The organism is Amycolatopsis sp. NPDC000009 (assembly GCF_055563465.1).
Genome location: NZ_JBVHDI010000010.1, coordinates 50,623 through 77,048, shown reverse-complemented (window position 1 = coordinate 77,048; position 26,426 = coordinate 50,623). Strand labels below are relative to the sequence as shown.

General features: G+C 69.4%; 25 protein-coding genes. 15 read left to right on the top strand and 10 right to left on the bottom strand.

Annotated elements, in window-relative coordinates:
* The first annotated feature begins 3 nt into the window (after positions 1-3).
* Positions 4-339 (top strand): hypothetical protein, encoded by a 336-nt coding sequence (locus ACZ3HL_RS25190; protein WP_465534134.1) that lies wholly within the window; start codon positions 4-6, stop codon positions 337-339.
* 116 nt (positions 340-455) lie between these two features.
* Positions 456-1,202: a hypothetical protein gene (locus ACZ3HL_RS25185; protein ID WP_465534133.1), complete on the top strand. Its 747-nt coding sequence runs from the start codon at positions 456-458 to the stop codon at positions 1,200-1,202.
* 40 nt (positions 1,203-1,242) lie between these two features.
* On the opposite strand, the gene ACZ3HL_RS25180 is transcribed toward ACZ3HL_RS25185, so the two are convergent.
* Together ACZ3HL_RS25180 and ACZ3HL_RS25175 are read right to left on the bottom strand one after the other, a co-directional pair.
* Complete coding sequence (locus tag ACZ3HL_RS25180; protein WP_465416936.1) at positions 1,243-2,637, bottom strand: Rv3212 family protein; 1,395 nt, start codon at positions 2,635-2,637, stop codon at positions 1,243-1,245.
* A gap of 35 nt (positions 2,638-2,672) precedes the next feature.
* A complete protein-coding gene (locus ACZ3HL_RS25175; protein ID WP_465416934.1) occupies positions 2,673-4,271 on the bottom strand; it encodes a DEAD/DEAH box helicase in 1,599 nt (532 codons plus the stop codon).
* Between the two features lie 462 nt (positions 4,272-4,733).
* Between ACZ3HL_RS25175 and ACZ3HL_RS25170 the strand changes: the two genes are divergently transcribed.
* The 3 genes from ACZ3HL_RS25170 (at position 4,734) to ACZ3HL_RS25160 (ending at position 7,073) form a co-directional block, all read left to right on the top strand.
* Positions 4,734-5,387, top strand: a complete 654-nt coding sequence (locus ACZ3HL_RS25170; RefSeq protein ID WP_465416932.1) for a ferritin-like fold-containing protein — start codon at positions 4,734-4,736, stop codon at positions 5,385-5,387.
* Positions 5,388-5,447: 60 nt separating this feature from the next.
* A complete protein-coding gene (locus ACZ3HL_RS25165; protein ID WP_005167610.1) occupies positions 5,448-5,678 on the top strand; it encodes a DUF3107 domain-containing protein in 231 nt (76 codons plus the stop codon).
* A gap of 114 nt (positions 5,679-5,792) precedes the next feature.
* On the top strand, positions 5,793-7,073 hold the full coding sequence (locus tag ACZ3HL_RS25160) for a heparan-alpha-glucosaminide N-acetyltransferase domain-containing protein (RefSeq protein WP_465534132.1): 1,281 nt from the start codon (positions 5,793-5,795) through the stop codon (positions 7,071-7,073).
* 88 nt (positions 7,074-7,161) lie between these two features.
* Here the strand turns inward: ACZ3HL_RS25160 and ACZ3HL_RS25155 are convergent, their stop codons facing one another.
* Together ACZ3HL_RS25155 and ACZ3HL_RS25150 are read right to left on the bottom strand one after the other, a co-directional pair.
* Positions 7,162-7,488: a DUF4873 domain-containing protein gene (locus ACZ3HL_RS25155; RefSeq protein WP_410652001.1), complete on the bottom strand. Its 327-nt coding sequence runs from the start codon at positions 7,486-7,488 to the stop codon at positions 7,162-7,164.
* The gene (locus ACZ3HL_RS25150; protein ID WP_034313272.1) at positions 7,485-8,252 is read right to left on the bottom strand and encodes a TetR/AcrR family transcriptional regulator; all 768 of its coding nucleotides are present in this window, start codon (positions 8,250-8,252) and stop codon (positions 7,485-7,487) included. The genes ACZ3HL_RS25155 and ACZ3HL_RS25150 overlap by 4 nt, the downstream gene beginning before the upstream one ends.
* 50 nt (positions 8,253-8,302) lie before the next feature.
* On the opposite strand from ACZ3HL_RS25150, the gene ACZ3HL_RS25145 reads away from it, so the two are divergent.
* Both ACZ3HL_RS25145 and ACZ3HL_RS25140 read left to right on the top strand, forming a co-directional pair.
* Entirely contained in the window at positions 8,303-9,211 is a 909-nt protein-coding gene (locus tag ACZ3HL_RS25145) for an AurF N-oxygenase family protein (RefSeq protein ID WP_465416926.1), read from the top strand.
* Positions 9,208-10,131: an alpha/beta fold hydrolase gene (locus ACZ3HL_RS25140; RefSeq protein WP_465534129.1), complete on the top strand. Its 924-nt coding sequence runs from the start codon at positions 9,208-9,210 to the stop codon at positions 10,129-10,131. Before ACZ3HL_RS25145 ends, ACZ3HL_RS25140 begins: the two co-directional genes overlap by 4 nt.
* 206 nt (positions 10,132-10,337) lie before the next feature.
* On the opposite strand, the gene ACZ3HL_RS25135 is transcribed toward ACZ3HL_RS25140, so the two are convergent.
* Positions 10,338-10,874 (bottom strand): carboxymuconolactone decarboxylase family protein, encoded by a 537-nt coding sequence (locus ACZ3HL_RS25135; protein ID WP_465534127.1) that lies wholly within the window; start codon positions 10,872-10,874, stop codon positions 10,338-10,340.
* A 101-nt stretch (positions 10,875-10,975) separates the two neighbouring features.
* Here ACZ3HL_RS25135 and ACZ3HL_RS25130 point away from each other — a divergent pair, with 101 nt between their 5' ends.
* Positions 10,976-11,149 (top strand): hypothetical protein, encoded by a 174-nt coding sequence (locus ACZ3HL_RS25130; protein WP_465534125.1) that lies wholly within the window; start codon positions 10,976-10,978, stop codon positions 11,147-11,149.
* Positions 11,150-11,184: 35 nt separating this feature from the next.
* A complete protein-coding gene (locus ACZ3HL_RS25125; protein WP_465534123.1) occupies positions 11,185-12,603 on the top strand; it encodes an amidohydrolase family protein in 1,419 nt (472 codons plus the stop codon).
* A gap of 67 nt (positions 12,604-12,670) precedes the next feature.
* On the opposite strand, the gene ACZ3HL_RS25120 is transcribed toward ACZ3HL_RS25125, so the two are convergent.
* Entirely contained in the window at positions 12,671-13,294 is a 624-nt protein-coding gene (locus tag ACZ3HL_RS25120; protein WP_125680286.1) for a TetR/AcrR family transcriptional regulator, read from the bottom strand.
* A gap of 282 nt (positions 13,295-13,576) precedes the next feature.
* On the opposite strand from ACZ3HL_RS25120, the gene ACZ3HL_RS25115 reads away from it, so the two are divergent.
* The 3 genes from ACZ3HL_RS25115 to moeZ all read left to right on the top strand — a co-directional run bounded on the left by ACZ3HL_RS25115 (position 13,577) and on the right by moeZ (position 16,983).
* Entirely contained in the window at positions 13,577-14,434 is an 858-nt protein-coding gene (locus ACZ3HL_RS25115) for an alpha/beta fold hydrolase (protein ID WP_465416915.1), read from the top strand.
* Between the two features lie 81 nt (positions 14,435-14,515).
* Positions 14,516-15,685 (top strand): DUF3152 domain-containing protein, encoded by a 1,170-nt coding sequence (locus tag ACZ3HL_RS25110; RefSeq protein ID WP_465534121.1) that lies wholly within the window; start codon positions 14,516-14,518, stop codon positions 15,683-15,685.
* Between the two features lie 119 nt (positions 15,686-15,804).
* Complete coding sequence (gene moeZ, locus ACZ3HL_RS25105; RefSeq protein WP_465416911.1) at positions 15,805-16,983, top strand: adenylyltransferase/sulfurtransferase MoeZ; 1,179 nt, start codon at positions 15,805-15,807, stop codon at positions 16,981-16,983.
* 437 nt (positions 16,984-17,420) lie between these two features.
* Here the strand turns inward: moeZ and ACZ3HL_RS25100 are convergent, their stop codons facing one another.
* Complete coding sequence (locus ACZ3HL_RS25100) at positions 17,421-18,389, bottom strand: hypothetical protein (protein ID WP_465534119.1); 969 nt, start codon at positions 18,387-18,389, stop codon at positions 17,421-17,423.
* Between the two features lie 105 nt (positions 18,390-18,494).
* Between ACZ3HL_RS25100 and ACZ3HL_RS25095 the strand changes: the two genes are divergently transcribed.
* Complete coding sequence (locus ACZ3HL_RS25095; protein ID WP_465416907.1) at positions 18,495-19,292, top strand: TIGR02569 family protein; 798 nt, start codon at positions 18,495-18,497, stop codon at positions 19,290-19,292.
* A 1-nt stretch (position 19,293) separates the two neighbouring features.
* Here the strand turns inward: ACZ3HL_RS25095 and ACZ3HL_RS25090 are convergent, their stop codons facing one another.
* Genes ACZ3HL_RS25090 through ACZ3HL_RS25080 form a run of 3 tightly spaced genes read right to left on the bottom strand, consistent with a single transcriptional unit; the run spans position 19,294 to position 22,745 of the window.
* A complete protein-coding gene (locus ACZ3HL_RS25090; RefSeq protein ID WP_465534117.1) occupies positions 19,294-21,528 on the bottom strand; it encodes an FtsX-like permease family protein in 2,235 nt (744 codons plus the stop codon).
* Positions 21,525-22,205 (bottom strand): ABC transporter ATP-binding protein, encoded by a 681-nt coding sequence (locus ACZ3HL_RS25085; RefSeq protein ID WP_465534115.1) that lies wholly within the window; start codon positions 22,203-22,205, stop codon positions 21,525-21,527. Before ACZ3HL_RS25085 ends, ACZ3HL_RS25090 begins: the two co-directional genes overlap by 4 nt.
* Before the next feature lie 15 nt (positions 22,206-22,220).
* Positions 22,221-22,745 carry a PadR family transcriptional regulator gene (locus ACZ3HL_RS25080; protein ID WP_465416901.1) on the bottom strand — a complete coding sequence of 175 codons (525 nt, stop codon included), beginning with the start codon at positions 22,743-22,745 and terminating at the stop codon, positions 22,221-22,223.
* Positions 22,746-22,924: 179 nt separating this feature from the next.
* Between ACZ3HL_RS25080 and ACZ3HL_RS25075 the strand changes: the two genes are divergently transcribed.
* Complete coding sequence (locus ACZ3HL_RS25075) at positions 22,925-24,994, top strand: molybdopterin oxidoreductase family protein (RefSeq protein ID WP_465534113.1); 2,070 nt, start codon at positions 22,925-22,927, stop codon at positions 24,992-24,994.
* Positions 24,991-26,418 (top strand): FAD-dependent oxidoreductase, encoded by a 1,428-nt coding sequence (locus tag ACZ3HL_RS25070; RefSeq protein WP_465416897.1) that lies wholly within the window; start codon positions 24,991-24,993, stop codon positions 26,416-26,418. The genes ACZ3HL_RS25075 and ACZ3HL_RS25070 overlap by 4 nt, the downstream gene beginning before the upstream one ends.
* Positions 26,419-26,426 lie beyond the last annotated feature (8 nt).

Below are 26,426 nucleotides of genomic sequence, written 5' to 3'. Positions count from 1 at the left end.
GACGTGTCGTCACCGGACACCGAAGAGCTCGCGATCATTCCGCCCGCGGACGAACCCGTGACACCCGAAAGCGGCCGGTTCTGGCGCGGGCTGACCGGATCGCTCGCGGCCGGTATGGCCGTGCTGGCGGCGTGTGTCGTCGCGATCGCTTCGCTCTGTCTGTTCACCGGCGCGCCGGGGCCAGGGCTCCTGATGCTGATCGGCCACCCGGTCGCCGCGGTCGTCGCCCTGCTGGCACAACGGGTCGCCGACTCGCGCAACGGCCGCGCCGCGGGCTGCGCCGGTCTCGTGGTCGTGGTGAGCGTGACGGCCGCGCTGAGCCTGTTCTGGTGGAGCTGACACGGCAGGAAGGTGTCATTGACCCGAAAAAGCGTCCCATCTCCGCGAAAATGTGGCTCACTGGGCATGTCGTGGATGAACACGCTGCCCCGCAGCGAGGACGAAGGGCACTGTCGATGACCTACCCACCCCAGCCAGGACAGCCCGACCACGGTCAGGGCGGGCAGCAGTACCCAGGGCAGCAGCCGGGGCAGCCGTATCCGGAGCAGCAGCCGGGCCAGCAGCAGTACCCAGGGCAGCAGCCCGGCCAGCCGTATCCGGACCAGCAGCAGTACCCGGGACAGCCGCAGTACCAGCAGGGCGGCTACGACCAGAGCGGCGCGTACCCGCAGCAGCAGTACCCCCAGCAGCAGTACCCCGGCTACGGCCAGCAGCAGTATGGGCAGCAGCAGTACGGACAGGGCTTCGGCGGGCCACCCGCGCCCCCGAAGAACAACAAGACCGGCCTGATCGTGGGCATCGCCGCCGCTGCCGTCGTGGTGCTCACGCTGGGTATCACCGGATTCGTCGCTCCCGGGTTCTTCCTCAGCGACGACAAGGCCGAAAAGGCGTCCGGCCCGGAAGGGACCGCGCAGGCGATCATCGACGGCATCAACACCAATGACAGGGCCGCGTTGACGGCGCTCAAGTGCGGTAGTGCCGAAAAGGACATCGACCAGATCATCGATCGGGTCAACGAAGCTTCGGACGCTTCGCTCGGCCCGGTCACGAAGGTCTCCGAGACCAAGTACACGGTCGCCGTCACGCTGACCGTCTCTGGGCGGCCGGGCACCGCCACCGGCACACTCGTCAGCGAAGGCGGCAAGTGGTGCTGGAAGGAAGTCAGCAGGCTGCGTACTTCCAGGACTTCGACGACGCGCTGACGGCCGGCGGGAGCAAGGGACCTTTGCTACCGCCTGCCGGTCACTTGAGGGCGACGAGGGTGGGGCCGCGCTGCTCCAGCAGCACCGGCCCGACCGAGGAAAGCGACACCGGGCCGGTGTAGCCGCGCCGGTCGACGCCGACGGTGCGGATCGTGGCGCCGGTCGTCTCGTCGAGCACGGCGAGCCCGCCCTGGATCGGCACGACCAGCTGTTCCCCGAAGGTCACCCCGGCGCCGGTGGAGTTGTTCAGCGTCCAGCGCGGCGTGAGGTCGTCCCGTGAGAACGCCATGGTCTTCGAGCCGGTGAACCAGTAGACGCCCTGCGCGGTCCACGAGGTCGTCATGACGCCACCCACCGGATCCTGCGAGATCTCCGCCTCGGGCAGGTCGAGCGGGTACGCCGACTTCTGCAGGCCGTCGCCGCCATAGATGACCAGCAGTTTCTGTTCGGGCAGCACGATCAGCGCGAGATCGCCGGACATCGCGACGACTTTCGCGTTCTTCCCGGCGAGCACGGTGCTGTAGTCGACCTTCGGGTCGTCGGCCTCGTCGTTGGTCGCGCGGTAGACGGTGAAGCGGTCGGCCGGATCGCCGGGGCAGCGCTCGATCACGCCGATCTTGCCCGCCGCGGCGGCCACCGTGCCGTAGGTGCAGCCGGTCCTCGGCTGCTTGTTCGGGTTCACGATGGCGGGGACCTGGCCGTACTCCATGCTCTTGACGAGGTCGTCGCGCCAGGTGTTCAGCAGTTTCTTGCCGGTCGTGGTGACGTGCGATCCGTCGACGACCAGCCGGGTGCCGAGCTCGGCGTCGCCGTTGCGCTGTGCCGTGCGGCGCCCGGTGCCCGCGTCGAGCTGGGTGACCTCGCTGCAGCCGGTGTCCTTGCGGTACACCGCGTCCACCTTGATCCCGGCGAGCGCGACGGTGCACAGTTCGAGATCGCGTGAGTAGCGCCACCGGACATCGCCGGTGTACGGGTCCCGGCCGAGGACTTCGCCCTTGTCCGCGGTGACGACATTGTTGGCTTCGCCGATCGGGACCGGTGTCGACGAACTCGGCGCCTGCCACAGTTCGCTGAGGGAGCCGGGAACCTGCGCCGGCGCGGGCGGGAGCCCCGGCGGCAGGGTGGTGGCGACCTGCGCGACCGTCGCCGCGTTGTCGCTGGTCACGCCGATGACGACGCCGGTGACCGCGACGACCACCACGATCGCCGCGGCGATCACGCGATCCCGTTTGCGGTTCCACGGCGAGGGCCGGGCGCGTTTCCCGCCCAGCGGCGGCTCGGTGGCCACCGGCTGGGCGGGATCGGCGTCCAGCACGTCCTCGGTGCCGATCGCGTTTTCGGCCGTCTCCGGCTCGCTGCCGTCCGGCTGCCCGGGATCGGCGGGCACGGGCCGCGCCGGTTCGTCGTCCGGCGCGGCGTCCCAGCGTTCGCTCACGTGCCCCTAGCTCCCCATGTCCGCAGTATGAAAGCTCAGTCTGCCGACGCAGGTGTATCAGAAGTCGCCGAGGGACGGCGACGGCGGCGTCGGCGAGCCGGACGCTCGGCGCTGTCGCCTGCCTCCTTCTCGACCGCCGGGCCGCTGACCTCCGGGCTCGGCTTCGCGGCGCCACGGCTGCGGCGGCGGGTCCGCGTGCGGCCCTCCGAAACGGCTTCGCTCTGGCCTTCCGCGCTGTCCGCGGAAGCGCTCGCGGCGGCGTCGGCGGCCTCGATCTTGGCGGCCGCGTCGGCGCCACCACGGGTCCGCTTGCGCGGCGCGCGGTTGCGCTTGCGGGGCGCTTCTTCGTCCTTCGCCGGACCCTGTCCACGGCCGCGGCGCTTGCCGCCCAGGTCTTCCTCGACCTCGGCCGAAAGACCGGCGCGGGTCCGCTTCGACAGCGGGAGGCGCCCGGTGGTGCCCTCGGGGATGCCGAGGTCGCTGAACAGGTGCTTCGACGACGAGTACGTCTCGGCGGGCTCGGGCATGTCGAGCCCGAGGATGTCCGAGATCATCTTCCAGCGCGGCTCCTCGTCCCAGTCGACGAGGGTGATCGCGACGCCGGTGCGCCCGGCGCGGCCGGTGCGGCCGATCCGGTGGACGTAGGTCTTCTCGTCCTCCGGCGTCTGGTAGTTGATCACGTGCGTGACGTCGTCGATGTCGATACCGCGGGCGGCGACATCGGTGGCGACCAGCACGTCGACCTTGCCTGCCCGGAACGCGCGCAGCGCCTGTTCGCGGGCGCCCTGGCCGAGGTCACCGTGCACCGCGGCGGCCGCGAAGCCACGCTCGACGAGCTCGTCGGCGACCTTCTGCGCGGTGCGCTTGGTGCGGGTGAAGATCATCGTCAGGCCACGGCCTTCGGCCTGCAGCGCGCGGGCGATCAGCTCGGGCTTGTCCATCGAGTGCGCCCGGTAGACGAACTGGGTGGTGCGCTCGTGGATCGCGCCGGCGTCGTTCTCCTCGGCGCGGATATGCGTCGGCTGGGTCAGGAACGTGCGGGCCAGCGTGATGATCGGGCCCGGCATGGTCGCCGAGAACAGCATCGTCTGGCGCTTGTCCGGGACCATCCGCAGGATGCGCTCGATGTCGGGCAGGAAGCCCAGGTCGAGCATCTCGTCGGCCTCGTCCAGCACCAGCCCGCGGACCTTGCCCAGCACGAGGTGCTTCTGCTCGGCCAGGTCCAGCAGGCGGCCGGGCGTGCCGATGACGACGTCGACGCCGTTGCGGAGCGCCGCGATCTGCGGCTCGTAGGGGCGGCCGCCGTAGATGGCCAGCGTGCGGATGCCGAGGTGCTTGCCCGCGCCCTTGAGGTCGTTCGCGACCTGGATGCACAGCTCACGCGTCGGCACGACGACCAGCACCTGCGGGGTGCCGTCGCCGGGGACCTCGACGCGGTGCAGCAGCGGGACGCCGAAGCCCAGCGTCTTGCCCATACCCGTGCGGGCCTGGCCGATCAGGTCGTCGCCGGCCATGGCCAGCGGCAGCGTCAGCGCCTGGATGGCGAAGGTGCGCTCGATCCCGGCCTCGCCCAGCGCCTTCACGATCTCCGGCTTGACGCCGAAGGAAGCGAAGGTGGGGGATTCGGGCTCCACCGGCGCGCCCGCCTGCAGCGGGTGTGAGGTGTCCAGCGCGGCCGGGCCTGTCTCGCTGTGCTCCAGCGCGACGGCCTCCGGGACGCCGGTGGTGGTGTTCTCTTCGGTTGTGGTTTCGTTCGTGGTCAGGGTGCTCGCCTCTCTCGTGACCAGCGCGCACTGCCCTGGTCACCGATCGACACTCGACCACGAAAATTCGCTCGGGCTCCGCGCTACTGGCGCTGAAGCGGCCCTTCGTGGGAATGCCGCAGGATGGCGTGCACGCACATCATTCTTGTGCTGACCAGGGCCACACCGGCTGTCCTTCAGCCGCAGCGGCGTCCCGGTCCGGACGGAAGATCCGTCGTTTCCGTCGGCCAGTCTACCTGATCTGCGGTTTTTCGATACCCCCGCCGCGCCGGGGGCGTATGGGATCGGTCTCTTCCCGGCCGGTCGGGTGTGTTCGGCGATACCCTTTCCGCCGTGACGGAGGCAAAGCAGATCAGTGAGGGCGTAGTCGATTTGCTCGGCGTACTCGCCTACGGGGAATTGTCCGCATTCGATCGCATGGCCGAGGACGCGCGCACCGCGCCGACGCTGTCCGGCCGGGCCGCGCTGGCGTCCATGGCGGCCGCCGAGATCGGGCACTACGACCTGCTCACCAAGCACCTGGCGGGGCACGGCGTCGCGATCGAGGACGCGATGCGGCCGTTCGTCGGGCACATCGACGCCTGGCACGCCTCCACGGCGCCGCGTTCCTGGCTCGAGTCCCTGGTGAAGGCTTACGTCGGAGACGGGCTCGCGGCCGACCTCTACCGCGAGATGGCCAGCTGGCTCGACCCCGAGACCAGGGATCTGGTCCTCACCGTGCTCGCCGACACGGGGCATTCGGCGTTCGCCGAGCGCGAAGTCGCGGCCGGTATCGAGGCCGACCCGAAGGCGCGGGACAAACTCGCGCTGTGGGGCCGCCGTCTGCTGGGCGAGGCGTTGACGCAGGCCCAGTACGTCGTCGCCGAGCGGGACGGGCTCGCCGAGCTGATCGTCGAGGGCTCGGGCGACCTTTCGGGAATCGCCGCGCTGTTCCGCCGGTTGCAGCAGGGGCACACCAAGCGCATGCAGGTGCTGGGCCTCGGCTGAGGTCACTTCGGCTAGCCTTGGCGCACCAGTAAATTTCGAACTTTCAAGCGGAGGTCCCACGTGGAGGTCAAGATCGGCATCAAGGACACGCCGCGGGAGCTCGTGGTGTCCAGCAGCCAGTCGCCCGACGAGGTCGAGGAACTGGTCGCGAACGCCTTGAGGGCCGGCGACGGGATCTTCCGCCTCGACGACGAAAAGGGCCGTAAGTACATCGTGCCCACCGACCGCATCGCCTACGTCGAGATCGCGCCGTCGGATGTTCGCAAGGTCGGCTTCGCTGTTGGTGGTTAACCCGATCGGGTTGTAGTCGGATGTCACAGTGGCGTCACCGCCGCGTCTCAGCCAGCTCTCAGATTTGATCGTCACGCTATGGCGGGGACGGCAGGGGGTTAGCCGAGAAATGAGGTGGACGGCGTCACTGTGATCGACCGCGCGCTGCTCGAAGGCGTGCGCACAGTTCCCGAACAAGGCGAACGGCTCGCGAGTCGGCTGACCGGCATCGATGTCGCCCGTGGCTTGGCCGTCCTCGGCATGTACGCGGTGCATGTCGGCCCCGATCCGGCCAAAGGCGGCGTCGGGGTGCTGTTCAAACCGTTCGAAGGCCACTCCGCGGCGTTGTTCGCGGTGCTGGCAGGCGTCTCGATCGCGCTGATGTCCGGCGGACGCCGTCCCAAACAGGGCCGCGACCGGACCCGCGTCGCGCTCAAACTGGCGACCCGCGCCCCGCTCTTGGTGGCGCTGGGGCTGTGGCTGACCAGCCTCGAGACCGGCTACATGGTGATCCTGGCCTACTACGGGGCCTGTTTCCTCTTCGCGATCCCGTGGCTGCGCGCGGGCGCGAAGGCGCTGGCGATCGCGGCGGTCGTCGTCGCCGTGGCGGGCCCGCTGCTCTCGCATCTGATCAGGGCGCAACTGCTGCCCCGCGACCTGCTCTTCTTCGCGCCGGACCTGACCGCGGACGACGTCACGTCGACCGGGCTGCTGAAGGCCGCGACCGTTCTCGTCCTGACCGGGACCTTCCCGGCGTTGACGCTGATGGCGTACGTGTTCGCCGGGATGGCGATCGGGCGGATGGACCTGACCTCACGCAGTGTGTGCCGGCGGCTGTTCTTCGGCGGCTCGGCGCTCGCGGTGGGCGGGTACGTCGTGTCCTGGATCGCGACCGGGCCGCTCGGCGGTATGCAGGCCGTGTACCGCTCGCTGGAACCGGCGGCCGCGCAGATGGGGATGACGCCGCCGGAATTCCTGCGGCTGCACCATACCTGGATCCACGGCACGCCGCCGACCACCAGCTGGGCCTGGGAATTGCTGCCGACGGGGACCTCGTACACACCGTTCGACCTGCTGATCTCGATCGGGATCGCGGCGGCGGTGATCGGTGGCTGCCAGCTGCTGATGCCGAAGTTCGAACGCGTGCTGCGGCCGCTTTCGGACCTGGGCGGGCGGGTGCTGAGCGCGTACGTGCTGCATTTCGTGGCGATCGCGCTGCTGTGGGACGAGAGCGACGGCGACTCGATCTTCAGCGTGCTGCACTTCGTCGAGTTCTCCGTGGTCGCGCTGACCGCCGCGGTGCTGTGGCGGAAGTTCGTCGGGCGCGGGCCGCTGGAATGGGCGATGAACAAGCTGTCGAGCTGGCCGAAGTACGTGGTGCCGCGGACTAGGGTGCCCGCTCAACGGCAGGGCTGACCTGCGGAAAGAGAGCAAGGGACCTTTGCTCTCGTTTGTTAGCGTGCTAACGGATGAGAGCAAAGGTCCCTTGCTGTCGCCTCAGTGGTCAGGCGTTGAGCTCGTTCAGTTCTTCGAGGCTGGTCGGCACGTGGAAGGGCGGCGTGCTGGTGCCCATGATGCGGTAGCGGTCCCACGGGTCCGGGTCGGAGAGCTCGCCCTTCGCGCTGTATTCGCCCGCGCGGATCTCGACGGCGGTCTTCTTGCCACCGGCCGCCGCGGACACCTGCTCGTTGGTGGCGACCCGGCCGTACCAGCGGTAGTACCCGTCGATGGGCTGGAAGTAGCCCCTCAGTTCCACCGTGGTCGCGATCTCGGTCCCGTCGATCACGAGAACCGCTTCGCCGGAGTAACCGTCTTCGTCGTGCTCGCTCATTGCGCCTCCGATTCCTTCCGCATCTGGACGACCTTGTTCTCTTCGAGCGGCAGGTTCGGGTCGATGACGATGCCCTGCTGCCGGGAGAGGCCGTCGATCGCGGCCCAGATGATCTGTGTCAGGTACTCGACGACGCTGTCGCGGCCCATCGAGCGCCGGTCCAGCCACCATTCGCCGGTGCTCTGCACCATGCCGACGATGCCGTGCGCCCACGGTTCGGCGGCGCCGGAGTCCATGTTGAACATCCGCATGTAGTCGCCGAGCAGCGCGGTCAGCGCGGTGGCGATCAGTTCCTTGTCCTCGGCGACGACGTCGGCTTTGACGACCACCTTCTCCTGAAGGCCGCCGCGCGCGAGCAGGCGGTACAGGTTCGGGTGCTCCTCGATGACGCTGAAGAACGCGTCGAGCGCCATCCGGATCCGGGGGACCGGGGCGAGCTCGGAGTTGATGGCCGGGATCAGCCGCTGGAAAAGGATCTCCGTGCCGCGCTGCCCGAGCGCGACGTACAGATCCGCCTTGTCGTCGAAATGCCTGTACAGCACGGGTTTCGTGACGCCCGCTTCGGCGGCGACGTCTTCCATGCCGAGGTCCGGCCCGTGGGTGTCGAGCGCGCGCAGGGCGGCCTCGACGAACTCCGCGCGGCGCGCGATCCGGTGCTTGCGCCAGCGGTCGCGACGGGCGTCACCCGTGTCGGCCTCACCCGCCGTGGGGTGCTTGCTCGACTGCTTGCTGTTGCGCTTGACACGTTCGATCACCCAAGTCATGCTACCAGAGGTAACTGTTACCACGAGTTACAGATAGGGGTGTGTCGGCAATGACGCGGGCGCTGAAAGAAACAGACCGGGAGAAGACGGCCGAGCGGCTGCTCAAGTCCTCCGCGAACAAGTTCTACGATCCCGACGTCGACATCGACTGGAACGCCCCGCTCGTCGACGGGAAGCGCTTCATCCCGGCCCACCGTTCTTCGCTCTACGGCACCGAGTTGTGGGACTCGCTGTCCGAAGAGCAGCGCATCGAACTCGGCAAGCACGAAGTCGCGAGCGTCGCCACGACGGGGCTGTGGTTCGAAATCCTCCTCATGCAGATGCTGCTCAAGGAGGTCTACGAAGAGGACCCGACCAGCTCGCACGCCCAGTATGCGTTGACCGAGATCGCGGACGAATGCCGTCACTCGACGATGTTCGCGCGGATGGCTTCGCGGATCGGCTGCCCGAACTACGGGCCGGTGCCGTGGCTGCGGCGGCTGGCGAAACTGATGCCGAGCATCAGCTACGGCCCCGCGCGCTACGGCGCGATCCTCGTCGCCGAAGAGGTCCTCGACCGGCTTCAGCGTGAGCAGATGAACGACCCGGACATCCAGCCGCTGGTGCGTATGGTCAACCGGATCCACGTGCTCGAAGAGGCCAGGCACGTCACCTTCGCCCGCGAAGAGGTGACACGCGGGATGGCGAAACTGTCGAAGAAGGAAATCCTCTACCAGCAGTTCATCATCGCGGTCATTTCCTACTTCGTGACGCGGGCCTTCATCAACCCGAACGTCTACAAGGCCGTCGGCATCCGTCCGCGAGACGGCGTCGAAGCCGCGCTGAACAACCCCAACTGGCGCGAAAGCATCCAGTGGGCGGGCGAGAAGATCATGCCGTTCCTGCAGGAATCCGGTCTGGTCGGCAAGCCGGGCATGTACTTCTGGCGCAAGTCCTTCCTGCTGCCGGGGAAGCGATGAGGAGCGTCAAGCAGCGCGACGCCGTCTCATGGGACCCGTCGCGGCAACACCGGTTCGTGACGGGGGACGGCACCGCCCTGCACATCGAGACGAGCGGCCCCGCCGACTCCGAACTCACGCTCGTGCTCGTGCACGGCTGGACCCAGGACCACCGGACCTGGGACGGCGTGGTGTCGCGGCTCGGCGACTCCGTCCGGACCCTGCGCTACGACCTGCGCGGCCATGGCGGTTCCGCGCCGGCGAAACCGGGGACGGCCACGATCGCCACCCTCGCCGACGACCTCGCCGAGCTGATCCAGGACCACGTCCCGGACGGGCCGCTCGTGCTCGCCGGCCACTCCATGGGCGGCATGACGATCATGGAACTTTCCCGCAGGCATCCCGATCTCGTGGCCCGGCGCGTCGCAGGGGTCGCGTTCGTCGCCACATCGTCCGGTGAGATGGACCGGATCACCCTCGGCCTGCCGGGGATCGCGGGCAGCGGCGCGGCGAGGTTCGAACGGAGGCTCGCGAAGCTGCTCGCGAAGAACCGCCGTGACGCCTTGCCGCTGCCGCTGTCGGTGGTGCGGCCGGGTGCCCGGCTGCTCGTCTTCGGGCGGCGGCCCGCGCGAGCCGACGTGGACTCGGTCGCCGAACAGCTGCTGTGCGCGCATCCAGCGAGCGTCGCGGGTTTCCAGGACGCGATCTCGCGGCACGACTGCCGGGTCACGCTGGCCGCGCTGCAGGGAAAACCGGTGGTCGTGCTCGCGGGGGAGCGGGACCGGCTCTGTCCGCCGCCGCACGCCAAGGTCATCGCCGACGAGCTGCCGGAGGCGGAGTTCGTGCGCTATCCGGGCGCCGGGCACATGCTCCCGCAGGAACGGGCGCAAGAGGTTTCGGACCGCATCGCCGCCCTCGTCCGCCGCGCCGCGAGGGCTTGAAAGGGGAGCAAGGGACCTTTGCTACCGCTTCTCTCGGCATTGAGACAAGTGGAAGCAAAGGTCCCTTGCTCTTTTCTTGCAGGTCAGGGCTTCGGATGGCGCACTCGAGGACGTCGCGAAAGCCACTTTCGGGACATCAGACGTCGCGAAAGTGGCTTTCGCGACGTGGGACGCGGCGAGGCGGTAGCAAAGGTCCCTTGCTCTCCTCAGAGGTTCGTGTAGCCGTGCTCCAAGAGGCGGACACCGGTCTCCCGGTAGGCGTCCTGGTCGTCGACGGCGACCGTGGCCAGCCCGTCGACGTAGCGGTTGAACATGCAGAACGCGGCCGCGATCAGGACCGTGTCGTGGATTTCGACGTCCGTCGCGCCCGCCGCCCGAGCCGACTCGATCAGGTCTTCGCCCACGGACTTCCCGCTGTCGCGGACGGCGAGCGCGACGTGCAGGAGCGCCCTCACCTTCGCCGACACGGGTGCGCCGTCGACGTCCTTCCAAGCCGCTTCGACGACGGGCATGCCGCCTTCGAGCGCTTCGGCGGCGACGGCGGCGTGACTGCGTGAGCAGAACGTGCAGTCGTTACCGCGCGAGACGACCGCGCCGATCAGTTCGCGCTCGCCCACGCTGAGGCTGCTCGGGCCGCGAAGCAGGACCTCGGCGAGCTGCCCGAGCGGCGCGGCCGTCTCCGGCCGGTAGGCGAACAAGGCGGTGATGCCGGGAAGGTTCTCGTCGAGCGCGATATGGGGCATGGTGACTCCTCGCGGATCGGCAACGCGGTCAACTCGATTCATAGCCGAAACCCGGCTCGGCGCGCTGCCGCTGGATTGCTCGACAAGGTGAGCGAGGGGGCATGGTGATCATCAGGGTCCGGGGGCGCGCGCTTCCCGATGGCGAGTACGTCGATCTCTACGCCGACGGCGACCGCTGGACGTCCGCGGTCGTCTATGCGGAGGATCCGCGCCAAGACCTCGGACAGCTGGAACATCCCGTCGCGGTAATTCTGCGGGGCGTCCGCGTCAGGTGAGCTAACGTGATCTCATCGACTGGGGAGTTGAAACGATGAAACAACGTGGATCGATCCTGTCCGTCTTCACCCTCACCCTCGCCGTGGTCCTCGGCGCCGCCCTGCTGACGAACCTCGGCGGCGAGACCACCGAAGCCGGGAGCGATGCCGAATTCGCCGGGTCCGGCCGCGTCGTCATCCGTGACGCCGCGATGGTGCTCACGATGGATCCGGCCCTCGGCGAAGGACCGCTCGGCGCCCTCGCCGACGCCGACGTCGTGCTGGAAGGCACCAAGATCAAACAGGTCGGCAAGGACCTCGACGCGGGCTCCGCGAAGGTCGTCGACGGCCGCGGCAAGATCGTGCTGCCCGGCTTCGTCGACCTGCACAACCACCTCTGGCAGTCACTCATCCGCGGCTGCGCGGCCGACAAGGAACTCATCGGCTGGCTCGGTAAATGCGTCATCCCGTTGTACCGCGCGCCGGTGACCGACGCGGACGCGTACGCGGGTACGAAACTCGCCGCGGCCGACGTCGTCTCGACCGGCATCACCACGGTCACCGACTGGTCGCACGCGTTCAACACCGACTTCGCCAAGGGCGGTCTCCGCGCGCTCGGCGAGTCGAAGCTGCGGTTCCTCTACTCCTACAACGGCACCACCGATCCCGCGCTGCAGAACGAGATCCGCCGCGTGAAGCGCGAGGTCATCGATCCGAACCCGCTGGCGCGCCTGCAGATCGGCACCCATCCGTCCACGGGGAACTTCCCGAGCGTCGAGGCGTCGGAGAAGCTCGCGCGCGAACTCGGCGTCTCGCTGAACGTCCACCTGCTCGAATCGAAGGCCGATCTGACCGCGGGGCAGATGGACGCGCTCCGGCGGGCGAACGCGCTGCACCCCGGGCTGGTGGCGAACCACGTCATCCAGACCACCGACGCCGACCTCGACGAGCTCGCGGCCGCCGGCGTCAGCGTGGCGCACAACCCGCTGTCGAACATGCGGCTCGCGTCGGGCGTGATCCGGCTGCCGGAGATGAAGAAGCGGAACATGAAGGTCGGGCTCGGCCTCGACGGCGGCACCAACGACACGAGCGACATGTTCAACGTGATGCGCGCGGCCGTCGGCCTCCAGCGGGCGACCACGACGGATCCGGCGGTCTATCCGACCACCGCGGACGTCCTGCGCATGGCGACCCTCGGCGGCGCGGAAGCGCTCGGCATGGACAAAGAGATCGGGTCGCTGACGCCGGGCAAGCGGGCGGATCTCCAGCTGGTCGACGCCCAGGCGGTCAACTTCGCGCCGAAGGTGGACTGGGTGAATCAGCTGGTCTTCAACACCCAGCCCGCGAACGTCTCGTGGGTGTTCGTCGACGGCCGCGCCCTCAAGCGCGAAGGACGGGTTGTCGGTATCGACACCGCGAAGGTCGTCGCCGACGCCCAGGCAGCCGCGGACCGGATCAAGAAGCTCCTGCCTTGACGCAATTCGTCCTCTGAATGCGGTAGTTGCACGCGCAAGGGCCGCATTCAGAGGACGAAACGCGGGGTCAGTGCTGAAGGGGGAAGCCACCGCCGATGCCCCGCCAGGCGAGGTTGGCGGTGAGGGCGACGGCCTCTTCGCGGCTCATCGACTTGTGGTGCGCCAGCCAGAACCGCGCGCTGACCTGCGAGAGACCCACAAGGCCGACGGCGAGCAGCCGGGCCTTGTCCTCGTCGAGGCCCGCGTCGGCGGTGATGGTCTCGGTGATCGCGTCGACGCTGGCCGACGTCGCCCGGTCCACCGCTTCCTGCACGGCGGGCTCGCCGCGCAGGTCGGACTCGAAGACCATGCGGAACGCGCCGGCGTCGTTGTTGACGAAGTCGAAGAACGCGCCGACGGTCGCCGGCACGCGCTGCTTGTTGTCCGTCGTGGAGTCGAGCGCGTCCTTGACCCGCCGCACCAGTTCGTCGACGTGGCTCTCCAACAGCGCGATGTAGAGGTCGAGCTTGCCGGGGAAATGCTGATAGAGGACCGGCTTGCTGACTCCGGCCTCTTCGGCGATCTCGTCCATCGCGGCGGCGTGGTATCCGTTCGCGGCGAACACCCGCTGCGCGGCGGCCAGCAGCTGGGCGCGGCGTTCCGTTCTGGGCAGGCGAACACCTCGGGCCTGCAGTCGCGCCATGTCTGTCATCGTTCCTCCAGTTCGAGGCACTCGTCTCCGCCGAGAACGCATAGCGCAGTCGAGCGGGCCTTCCCGGGGCGGGGTCACCACCGCGTGAAGTGAGGTCGAGATTACTCGCCGGTACAGCCGGACCGCCAAGGGTCAGGCATCCTTGATGCTGTGTCTTCTCCAGTTTCCCGGGCCGCCGGGGGTCGTCCGCCGCTGACCCATGTGCCGCTTTCGCGCAGGTCGTTGCCGTCGCTGGACCCCGCGCCGCCCCCTTGGCCCGGGGAAACAATAGGTGTCGCCGGGGTGAAATTGCACATCCGCCGGACCCCGGGCGGCCCGGAGACGGCCGTCTACGTCCACGGGCTCGGCGGTTCGTCCACGAACTGGACCGACCTGGCCGCGCTGCTGGCGCCCCAAGCGAGCGGCACCTCGGTCGATTTGCCGGGTTTCGGCTATTCGGAGCCACCCGACGGGTTCGACTTCAGCCTCGACTCGCACGCCGAGATCGTCGCGAGTCATATCGAGAGCCTCGAAGCGGGGCCGGTGCATCTGTTCGGCAACTCGATGGGCGGCGCGGTCGCCCTGCTCGTCGCGGCCCGCCGTCCGGAGCTGGTGAAGACGCTGACGTTGATCTCGCCCGCGATGCCGGACCTGCGGCCCAGTATGAAACGGCTGTCCGACCCGCGAATGGCGTTCGCGTACCTGCCGCTGATCGGTCCGAGGGTGCGACGGCAGCTGGCCGCGCTCGGCCCCCGTGAACGTGCCATGCAGGTGATCAAGCTGTGTTTCGCCGATCCGAGCCGCTTCGCCGACAGCAGGCTGGACGAGCTCGAAGAGGAGCACAGCGCGCGCGCCGCCTTCGCGTGGGCCGCCCCCGCGCTGGCCCGCAGCACCTTCGGCATCTTCCGGACGTGGTCCGCCCGCGGGCCCGCGTCGCTGTGGGCGGTCGCGCCGAGCGTCGACGCGCCGACACTCGTCGTGTGGGGGCAGCACGACCGGGTGATCTCCGTCCGGCGCGCCGAGCGCACCGCCCGGCTGCTCCCGCACGCGCGGTTGCTGGTCCTTCCCCGAACCGGCCACGTGGCGCAGATGGAACGCCCGAATGTCGTAGCGAAGGCGGTTTTGGGGATGTGGGAATCGGTCGAATCGGGCACCTGGTAGCCCATTCGGGTGAGGAGGACACGCCGCGCGAAGCGCCGGTCGCTCACAACATCACAGTTCGGTTATGGCACCCTGGTGCGCGTGGATCGGGTAAAGCAAGGCGCGCAGGGCGAAGGTCGGCGGTCTCAGTACTCCGCCTCCGCCCGTCGTCCACCGCGCGCCCAGCCCCGGACCACCGACGTGCCGCGCACCGGCCAGTACCGGCCGGCGCCGCCGCCGTCGCAGCGGCTCGACGAAGACCGTTACCGCCCCGGTGGCCGCCGGACCAGCGCCCAGCCGCTCAGCGCGTCCTGGAAGCCGCACGAGACCGGCGCCGCCAAAGCCGCCGCCAAGCGCAAGAGCAAAGGCGGCATCGGCCAGTTCGCCAAGACCTACGGCTGGCGCGTGTACGCGTTGCCGATCCTCGTGGTGATCACCGCGCTGGTCGTGTTCAACACCGCCACCGGCCCGCCCGAGCCGATCGCCACCGACGGGGCGAGTCTCGCTTCCGCCGACGGCTCCGCAGGCAATGGCGGCGAGCCGGGAGCCGGTGTCGACGGGGGCGGCGACGTCCTCCCGGAGAACCCGGCCAAACCGGTCGACCTCAAGATCCCGACCGCGGACCTGCCCAAGGGCGGTCCGTTCACCGAGTCCGGCCAGGGCACCTTCCACGTGGTGCCGGGCAAGGGCGAAAAGGTGGGCACGGGCCAGCTGTACACGTACACCGTCGAGGTCGAGGACGGCATCGACCCGGCCAGCTACGGCGGTGACGACAGCTTCGCCACGATGGTTCAGGGCACGCTGTCCAACCCCAAGAGCTGGACGTGGGACGGCAAGAAGGCGCTCCAGCGCGTCGACGCGAGTTACCCGAACCCCAGCTTCCGGGTGAGTCTCACCACACCGAACACCACGCATCGCGCGGACGTCTGCATGTTCCAGATCACCTACGAGACGTCTTGCTACCGCTCGAGTTTCGACAAGCGTGTGGTGATCAACCTCGCCCGCTGGGTGCGGGGGGCGCTGGCCTTCGAGAGCGACATGACCGGGTACCGCCAGTACGCCATCAACCACGAGGTGGGGCACGCCCTCGGCGGAAAGCACGTGGGCTGCCCGGAGAACGGCGCGGTCGCGCCCGTCATGATGCAGCAGACCTTCGGCGTCTCCAACGACTTCGTGGCGCAGCTGAACAATCTCCCGGGCGGTGACCGCGGCAGGGTGCCCGCGGACGGCAAGGTCTGCAAGCCGGGCTCCTGGCCGAACCAGACACCCTAGGCCACGCCGTCTCACCTGCTGGGCCGGTCCCATGATCTGGGACAGGGGAAGGCGTCCGGGCCTTTCCGTGTTGTAGATACTGGGATGCGACCCGCGATCCACGCGAGATGGAGGACCCGATGTCAGGCACGCTGCCGCCGCTCGTCGAGCCGGCCGCCGAGCTCACCAAGGAAGAGGTGGCCCGGTACAGCCGTCACCTGATCATCCCGGACGTCGGGATGACCGGGCAGAAGCGGCTGAAGAACGCCAAGGTGCTGGTCATCGGTGCCGGTGGCCTCGGCAGCCCGGCGCTGCTGTACCTCGCCGCGGCCGGGGTCGGCACGCTCGGCATCGTCGATTTCGACGAGGTCGACGAATCCAACCTGCACCGCCAGGTCATCCACGGACAGTCCGACATCGGCAAGCTGAAGGCGGCGTCCGCGCAGGAGTCGCTCGCCGAGATCAACCCGTTCGTGAAGGTGCACCTGCACACCGACCGGCTCGAGTCGTCCAACGCGCTGGAGCTGTTCGAGCAGTACGACCTGATTCTCGACGGCACCGACAACTTCGCGACGCGGTACCTGGTCAACGACGCCGCCGTGCTCACCGGCAAGCCCTACGTGTGGGGCTCGATCTACCGGTTCGAGGGCCAGGCGAGCGTGTTCTGGGAGGACGCGCCGAACGGCAAGGGCCTCAACTACCGCGACCTCTACCCCGAGCCGCCGCCGCCCGGCATGGTCCCGTCGTGCGCCGAGGGTGGCGTGCTGGGCGTGCTGTGCGCGTCGATCGGCTCGATCATGGTCAACGAGGCGATCAAGCTGATCACCGGTATCGGTGAGCCGCTGCTGGGCAGGCTCGTCAGCTACGACGCGCTGGAGATGAAGTACCGCGAGGTCAAGATCCGCAAGGATCCCGAGACCCCGAAGATCACCGAGCTCATCGACTACGAAGCGTTCTGCGGTGTTGTGTCCGACGAAGCCGCTTCGGCCGCTTCGGGCCACACGATCACTCCGGCGGAGCTCAAGGCCAAGTTCGACAACGGCGACAACTTCGCCCTCATCGACGTCCGCGAGCCGCACGAGTACGAGATCGTGAACATCAAGGGCGCGACGCTGATCCCGAAGGACAGGATCCTCTCGGGCGAGGCGCTGTCGGAACTGCCGCAGGACAAGCCGATCGTGCTGCACTGCAAGTCGGGTGCGCGTTCGGCGGAGGCGCTCGCGGCGCTGCACCAGGCCGGGTTCAAGGACGCGACCCACCTCGGGGGCGGCGTGCTGGCCTGGGCGCGGCAGATCGACCAGAGCCTGCCGACCTACTGACGTCTCGCGGATGCGCGTGAAGGCCCCCTTCCCTCGGCTCAGTCGAGGGAAGGGGGCCTTCACGCGCGAGTGGTAGCAAAGGTCCCTTGCTCTCTTTCCGCAGGTCGGCGCGGTGACTGTGTGGGAGTCGGGACATCTGACGTCCCAAAATCCACACGGTCGGTAGGCGCCGCTACGCGGAGTGGGGGGTGTGTGGAAATAGGGACGTTGAGTGTCCCTATTTCCACACGCCCCCGGTCAGGGCGCCAGGCTTGACGGTTCACGGACTCGAGAACACGTCCAACGGGGCTTATTCGGACAAACTGCCCAAGTTTTGGTGCCTTGTGGATGGTGGAGCACCTTTGGGCCTCAAGGTAGTGAAGGAGGCCTTCACGGACTCTGGCTCCCTCAAGGGGTCCTTCAGGTACCGAGGCGGTAGCAAAGGTCCCTTGCTCCCCTCAGTACCCGACGGACCGGCCCACGAAGATCGCCCGCACGAAAGCACCGAACCCCGCGACGACGTCCGTCCGGTTCCCGCGCGGTGACTTCGGCACGGCGGCGATGATCTCGGCGTCGGTCAGCGGGTGGGTCTTCCCGGCGAGTTCGCGTAGTTCCTCTGGCTTCCAGTTGTGGTTCCCCGCGAGGTGCACCGACAGCGCGCCGCGCCGCTGGATGAACTCGATCCGGTCCGCGTTCCGCCGGATGAACTCGCCTTCGCCGACTTGAGCGCACGTCGCGTTTTCCAGGCGCCAAGCGGTCTTCACCGACGTCTCGCAGCTCTCGACGGGGTCGGTCGCGAAGGTCCAGACGGGCGAGATCCACAGCTGCGGCGCGTACTCGACGATCAGCGATCCGGAGTCTTCGGTCGTCTTGGTCGGGAGTCGCCGTGGGCCGAGGTCCACCGCGAGGGTGCGATCGTGCGGGACGCCGGTCGAGGCGAGCCGCCGGGCGGGGGTGTCCAAAGGCAGCGAGGCGGGGACGGCGATCCCACCCGCGATCAGGGCGGTCAACAGGACACCCGCGCCTACCCGCATCCCGAGATCACGCGTGAACAGCCCCGCGACGAGCAGTACCGGCACGCCGAGGAACGGCACCGCGAACCACGGGTCGAACGCTTCCGCCACCTCCAGCACGAAGATCGCGCCGAAGACGCCGCAAATCCCGGTGAGAAAGGCCCACGCCAGCCGCGGCCAAGGTTTCGCGACGGACGGAAAAGCCTCCGGTGCCGCGAAACCGACGAGGTAGACCACCCCGATCGAGACGAGCGGCACCGGCAACGCGATCCAGGGGACGTGCAGGAAAGCGGCGAGCGGGAGCAACAGGCCCACGGTGAGCGCCCCCAGCGTGGCGAGCAGCCACAGTGAGCCGAGCGCGAGCGCGGTGAGTTGGCCTGCGGTGAGGCGACGCTGAGCCGTTCGGGGGACCACGGTCGAAGAATGGCAGGTCAGCGGCGATCCTGTCTTGAGTATCGCTACTCAAGTCCAGCGCGTCTTCTCGTTCGTGGCGCGGAAGACGGGGTAACGTCCCGAGCCGTGCGTGCCACCCTTGAAAGCCCTCCGGAACACGTCTGTTCGGCGTTCGGCGGACGTACCGGTGACGCGGAACCGCTGCCCGGCACCAACGCCTGGCGCTACAACGATCTCGTGCTCAAACCCGTCGTCGACAAGTCGCGGACCCTGTGGACGGCGCGGGCGCTGGAAGCCATCGACGAGCCGGGCCTGCGGGTCGCGAAGCCGGTCCGGTCCAGCGACGGCCGTTGGGTGGTCGGCGGCTGGTCGGCGAACCGGTTCGTGTCCGGTACGGCCGAGCACCGGTACGACGAGGTCGTGCACGCGGCGGTCAAGCTGCATCGCGCCACGGCCGGGTTGCCGCGGCCGGATTTCCTGGGACGGCGCACCGATATCGAGGCACTCGCGGACAAACTCGCCTGGGGCGAGGCGGAAATGTCCCTCGACGAGAACAAGGGCGGCCGCTGGTTCGAGGTGCTGGCCGGTTCACGAAGACCGGTCAAACTGCCGGACCAGGTCGTCCACGGGGAGCTTCTCGCCGGCGTGCTCTTCGACGGCGACGCGCCCCCGGGCATCGTCGATTTCGTGCCGTACCACCGGCCCGGTGAATGGGGCGCCGCGATCGTCGCGGTCGACGCGCTGGCCTGGGGCGGCGCCACCATCGATCTCCTCGAACGCTGGGCCCATCTGCCCGAATGGCCTCAGCTTCTCCTGCGGGCGGTCCTCTTCCGTCTGGCCGCCAACGCCCTCGACCCGCGGTCGACCCGGGCGGCGCACGACGGACTCCGTGCCGCCGCCCGGGACGTGAGCGCCGTTCTGTAGGTCACTCGGTGCGCAGGTTCTCCGTCTTCGCGGCCGCGAAGACGGACGGCACCGTCGACGCCGTCACCAGCAGCACCATCGCGATCGCCGCCGCGGCGAGCATCCCGACCGTGGACCAGTCGATGTACAGCCCGTCCCAGAACAGCCGCCTGCCCAGCACGGCGACGGCGATCCCGGTCGCCGTCGCGACCACGATGCCCAGCAGCAGCGGAATCCCGTTCTGCCACAACAGGGACCGGACGATCACCCGCACCGGGACGCCGGTGGCGGACAGCGCCCCGAGCGCCCGGCGTCGTTCCCGGACCTGTTCCTGGGCGAGCACCAGCAGGCTCACCCCGGCCAGCAGCAGGACCAGCAACGCGCCGCCGAGCAGGATGTTCCGCGCGTCGGCGAACATCCGGGTCTCGTCGGCGGCCCGTTCGTCGTTGTAGGACGCCACGGTGAGCTGCCCGCTGTAGGGTGCCACCGAATTCCGCACCAGTTCGACGAAGTCCGGATTCCCGGACGGCCCCCGCAGGCTCACCGCGACCGAGGCCCCGGCCAGGTCGACGCCCGTCATCGCGGCAGGCGTCGCGAGCACATCCAGCCCGAGCTGCTCGGCGAGCCCCGACGGCTTCGCGTCGAACGGGCGCGGAGTGGCGGGAACGGTCCAGGTCTGCTCCCGCTTGTCGCCGTCGGTGACCTTCATCGCCTGTCCTTTGTGGACAGATCCGGAGCGGGAGAACACGTCTCCGTCCCGGCATCCGGTCGCGGTGGTGGCCGCCTCGATCGTGGCGCAGTCGGCGACGGCGAACAGGACGAGCGCGCTGTCCGCGTCGACGAACAGTGAGCGCATGGCCTGGAAATCGGTCGCGCCGGGGACCGCGCGGACGGCGGCCATCGCCTGGTCGGCCACCGAGCCGTCGGCATGGACGGTGGTCCGGCCACCGGACCGGTCCTGGTAGAGGGCGGCCGTCGCCGCCTGTCCCGCCAACGCGCTCTGCACCGCGATCGCCCCGGCGAGCACCACGCAGAGCCCCGCGACCACCCGCGCCGCGGTCCCGCTGTCGCTCCGCAGGCGGCGGATCGCGAGCTGGAACGACGGCGGTCCGCCCTTGATCCGGGCGACGGCGCGTTCCAGCAGCCACGGCAGAACCGCGGGTATCCCGAGCATCAGCAGCACGGCACCGCCGATCAGCGCCGTGCGGCCCAATTCGCTCGCGACGCCGAGATCCGGTGCGGTCAAGGCGATTCCGACCACGATCGGCAGCAGCCGCCACCACAACCGCCGCTTCGGCGGCGCCGTCTCGCGGACGACTCCGAGCGGTTCGACGACCGTATGCCGTTGGGCCGCCCATGCCGCCGCCACGGCCAGGGCGGGGACCACGAGCACGATCAGCACCACCAGCGGCCACGACGGCGTCAGGTCCTTCGGGTACACCCCGAACCGGAACACCTGGAAGTCCGCCACCGCGCCACGGAAGAGCAGGAACGCCGCGGCGCCGGCGATCAGCCCGGCCACGGCGCCCACGAGGGATTCCGCCGCGGTGATCCGGCGCAGCTGGGTGAGGGACGAGCCCGCCAGCCGCAGCGCGGCGAGCCGCCGGTCGCGGGCCGCACCACCGAGCCGGGAGACCGTCCCGACGAAGATGAACACCGGTGTGAGCAGGACGAACAGGCCGACCAGCAGCAGCGAGAGAATCCCTCGTTCGAACGACGTTTCGTAGCCGGGAGGGGCGCCGAAGGCGTAGGTCGCGGCGCCGTTGCGCGGAGTGGCCGTGCCGACGTAGGCGACCAGATCGTTCGGATTGAGCACGGCTTCCGCGGCGATGATCCCGACCGGACTGCCAGGCAAGCGGGGCCGCAGCAGCCCGCTGGTGTCGGCCGCGACGAGTTCGTCCAGCTTCGGGGAAAGGAAGACCTCACCCGGCGCGGGCAGCCGGTCCACCCCCGGCGGGACCGGCGAGTTCGGCCCGGTGGGGTGCAGGTGGACGAGTGAGATCGCCTGACCTCGGAAGTCGGTCGTCGTCGCGTGGTGGTTCAGCGGTGCGACACCCGGGATCGGTTCGTGCCGCGGGGCGGCGGCGTACGCCCGCTGGTCGCGGTTCTCCTTCACGGTGCCCGCGGAGGCGCCGACCAGGAGGACCGCCACCGCGAGCCCGATGCCGGCGGTGCTCAGGACGAGCCTGACGATCGAGCCCCGGCCGCCCCCGACGGCCAGCCGGAACCCGAGCAGCAGGTCTTCGCGCCCGGTCATCGGGTGACCACCGGTTCGCGGGTCCGGCCGTCTCGCACGATGACCTCCCGGTCGGAGTAGGCGGCCACCCGCGGTTCGTGGGTGACCAGGACGACGGCGGCGTCGGTCTGCTTCGCCGTCTCGGACAGCAGACGCATGACCAGCTCACCGCTGAGCGTGTCCAGCGCGCCGGTCGGTTCGTCGGCGAAGATCACCGACGGTTCGGTGACCAGCGCCCTGGCCATGGCGACACGCTGGCTCTGCCCGCCGGAGACCTGGCCGGGTGTGCTGTCATCGGCGTCGCCCACCGCCAGCCGGTCGAGCCAGGTCCGCGCGATCCGCTCGGCGTGGCGGCGCCTCATGCCGCCAAGGCGCAGCGGCAGCGCGACGTTCTCCAGGCAGGTCAGCTCCGGGACGAGCTGCCCGAACTGGAAGACGAAGCCGAATTCGGTGCGCCGCAAGGCGCTGCGCTCGGTGTCGGACATGCTCGCGAGATCTCGTCCGCGGAACAGCACCTGACCTTCGTCGGGCCGCATGATTCCGGACAGGCAGTGCAGCAGCGTCGATTTCCCGGAGCCGGAGGGGCCCATGATCGCGACGATCTCGCCGGCTTCGAGTGTCAGCCCGGCCCCGTCGAGCGCCTGATTCGGGCCGAGGGCCTTGTGCAGGCCGAGCCCGTGTAACAACGGTGTTTCCACTGTGTGGTCCCCAGATCAGCGCGCCAGCTGGCGCGCGAGGTCGTCGAGGCGCGCGGCGGTGAGCTCCAGCCAGCGCAGATCCGCCTCCAGGTGGAAGAGCGCGTGGTCGCAGATCAGCTGGTCGGCGAGGTCGCCGTCGGTTTTGCGGGCGGTGAGCTCGCGCATGGCGCGCAGGTGGGAGCTCCGCTGGACGTCGAGCAGATCCTGCGCGCCGCGGCCGGACAGCAGCGCGAGCACGACCTTGGTGTAGAGCGTGTTCTGCAGGTAGACCGAGGGGTTTTCCGGGCTTTTCAGCCACTCCTCGACGTTGGTGACGCCGGCCTCGGTGATCGCGTACCGCTTCCGGTCCGGGCCGCCGCCCGCCTCGACGCCGTTCTCCTCGACCAGGCCGTTCTTCAGCAGCCGGTTCAGCGTCGAGTAGACCTGCCCGTAGTGCAGCGGACGGTCTTGCCGGAACTGCTTGTCGTAAAGCTGTTTGAGGTCGTAGCCGTGCTTCGGGCCGGCTTCGAGCAGGCCGAGCAACGTGTTCCCGATGGACATGCGGGCGACTATACACACGTTCTATACACGGTGTGTATAGCTGCTGAAAGGGCCCCCGCGTCCTCACGGTGTGACGTCCATCGGCGGCGGGCAATGTCAAACGCCTGAAACATTCGGGAGTTTCCAGGTAACACGGCCTACCTACCTTCAAGCGCTATCGACGCCTGGAGGAGGTGCCCGTGCCGCTCGCCGCCCCCACCGTGACCGCGGTGGACACGCACTGCCCGTACTGCGCCCTGCAGTGCGGGATGAGCCTCGACGGCGCCCGCGTCGCCCCGCGTGACTTCCCGGTCAACGCCGGCGGCCTGTGCCAGAAGGGCTGGACGTCGGGGGAGCTCCTCACTTCGCCCTCCCGTCTGACGACACCGCTGATCAGGGTCGACGGCGAACTCCGGCCCGCGACCTGGGACCAGGCCCTCGACCTCGTCGCGAAGCGGCTCACCGAGATCCGCGCGGCCAAGGGGGCCGATTCGGTCGCCGTCTTCGGCGGCGGCGGGCTGACCAACGAGAAGTCGTACCTGCTCGGGAAGTTCGCCCGCGTCGCGCTGGGCACCTCGCAGATCGACTACAACGGCCGGTTCTGCATGTCGTCGGCGGCGGCCGCCGGGATCAAGGCGTTCGGCGCGGATCGCGGTATGCCGTTCCCGGTCACGGATCTGGCTGACGCGGACGCGGTCCTGCTGATCGGCGCGAATCCCGCCGAGACGATGCCGCCGTTCACCCAGCACCTGCGGGGCGCGGACCTGATCGTCGTCGACCCGCGCCGCACGCCGACCGCCGAACTCGCCGGACTGCACCTGCAGCCCGCGCCGGGCACCGACCTCGCGCTGGCGCAGGGCATCCTGCACGCCGTCGTCGCCGACGGCCTGCTGGACCAGTCCTATGTGGACAAGCGCACCAACGGTTTCGAGGAGCTGTGGCGTTCGGTCGCGGCCTGGTGGCCGGAGCGCGTCGAGCAGATCACCGGCGTATCCGCCGCGGACCAGCGCCGCGTCGCCGCCAAGCTCGCCGCCGCCCGCAACGCCTACGTCCTCACCGCGCGCGGCACCGAACAGCACGCCAACGGCACCGCGATGGTCAACGCCTGGATCAACCTCGCGCTCGCCCTCGGACTGCCGGGGCGCAAGGGTTCCGGTTTCGGGTGCCTGACCGGGCAGGGCAACGGACAGGGCGGACGCGAACACGGACAGAAGGCCGACCAGCTGCCCGGCTACCGCAAGATCGACGACCCCGCGGCCCGCGAGTACGTCGCCGGGGTGTGGGGCGTGCCGCCGGAATCCCTGCCGGGGCCGGGCCGGTCGGCCGTCGAGCTGCTGGACGCGCTCGGCACCGAGGACGGCCCGAGCGCGCTCATGGTGTTCGGCAGCAACCTCGTCGTTTCCGCGCCCGGCGCCGGGAACATCCAGGACAAAATGTCCTCTTTGGACTTCCTGGTGGTCTCGGACCTCGTCCTTTCGGAGACGGCGGCGATGGCCGACGTCGTCCTTCCGGTCACCCAATGGGCCGAGGAGGACGGCACGATGACCAACCTCGAAGGCCGGATCCTCCTGCGCCGCAAGGCGATCGACCCGCCGTCCGGCGCGAAGACCGATCTCTACGTGCTTTCCGAGCTCGCCCGCAGGTTCGGCCAGCCCGACGGCCGGTTCCCAGCGGACGCCGAGACGGTCTTCACCGAACTCCGCCAGGCATCCAAGGGCGGTGTCGCCGACTACTCGGGCATCACCTACGGCCGGCTCCGCGACGGCGAGGCCCTCTACTGGCCCGTCCCGGCGGAATCGCATCCCGGCACGCCGCGGATGTTCCTCGACCGGTTCGCCCATCCGGACGGCCGCGCGCGGTTCGTCCCGGTGGACCACGTCGGCCCGGCCGAGCTGCCCGACACCGAATTCCCCTTGCAGGCCACCACCGGGCGGGTCCTGCAGCACTACCAGTCGGGGGCACAGACCCGGCTGGTCAAGGAGCTGAACGACGTCGTAGCGGAGGCCTTCGTGGAAGTTCATCCCGACACCGCCGCGAGGGCGGGACTGGCCGAGGGCGACCTCGCCGTCGTGCGATCCCGGCGCGGCGAGACCGTCGCGCGGGTTCGCTGCGTGGCGTCGCTGAGTCCCGACCTCGTGTTCCTGCCGTTCCACTTCCCCGGCGAGGGCAGGGCGAACCTGCTGACCAACCCGGCGCTCGACCCGACGAGCCGGATGCCCGAGTTCAAGGTGTGCGCGGTCGCGCTCGCCCCGGCCGAGGACGTCGCGTGAGCCCCCGGTCGGTGGTCATCGCCGGATACGGGATGGCGGGCGCGCGGCTCGCGGACGAGATCCAGCGACGCGATCCCGATGGCGAACGCGTGCGGCTCACCGTCGTCGGCGCGGAGGAGCACACCGCGTACAACCGGGTGCTGCTCTCGTCGGTGGTCGCCGGCACCATGCGGCCCGAGGCCGTCCGGCTGCACGACGACGAATGGCCGTCCCGCACCCGCGCCGACCTGCGCCGGGGTGTCTCCGCGACGTCGATCGACCGTGACGCGCGGCGGATCCACCTCGACGACGGGTCCACTGTGGACTACGACGCCCTCGTGCTCGCCACCGGCGCCAACCCGTGGATGCCGCCGGTCGAGGGGCTCGAACCCGGCCCGGACGTCGTCGCGTTCCGCACGCTCGACGACTGCGCGCGCATCCTCGACGCCGCCAAACTGGGCGCGCCGGTCGCGGTGCTCGGTGGTGGGCTGCTCGGCCTGGAGGCCGCGCGGGGCCTCGCCGGACGCGGGAACCTCGTCACCGTCGTGCATCCGATGCCGCACATCATGGAACGCCAGCTCGACGCGGAATCCGCGCGGGTGCTGACCAGGAAACTCGAAGAACTCGGCGTCGCCTTCCGGCTCGGCGTCGGGGCCGCGCGCTACGTCAGCGGCGACGGGCTCAAACTCGACGACGGCACGCACGTTCCCGCCGACCTCATCGTCGTCTCCACCGGTGTCCGTCCCGAGACGAAGCTGGCCGTGGACGCCGGGCTGACCGTCGAAGGCGGCATCGTCGTCGACGATCTGCTGCGCACCAGCGACGGCCGGATCCACGCGATCGGCGACTGCGCGAAGCATCCGGGCGCTTTCGGCGGCCTCGTGCAACCCGCGTGGGAACAGGCCACCGTCGTCGCGGATCTGGTCACCGGCACGAAATCCGCGTCACGTTATCGCGGCACCCAGGCGGTGACGCGGCTCAAGGCCCGCGGCATCGACCTCACCGCGCTCGGCGAGACGATGACCGGTGCGGACGACCCGAGCGCCGAAGTGCTCACCTTCAGCGACCCGGCGGGCTGCCGCTACGGCAAACTCGTCATCCGCGAGAACCGGGTGGCCGGCGCGATCCTGCTCGGCCTGCCCGACGCGGCCGCGACGATCACGCAACTCTTCGACCGGGGCACCCCGGTGCCCGAAGACCGGTTGGCCGTCCTTTTAGGACGATCACTGCCGCCCGGGGCGCCGTCGGCGGCGAGCCCGGCCGATCTGCCCGCGTCGGCGGTCATCTGCCGCTGCAACGCGGTGACCAAGGGGCGGCTCGTCGAAGCGTGGCGCGGTGGCGCCACCGACGTCGCCGCCCTCGCCGGGGCGACCCGCGCGACGACCGGCTGCGGCGGCTGCAAGGACGCCGTCGGCGGGGTCGCGAAATGGCTGGCCGCCCAGTGAACCCGAAC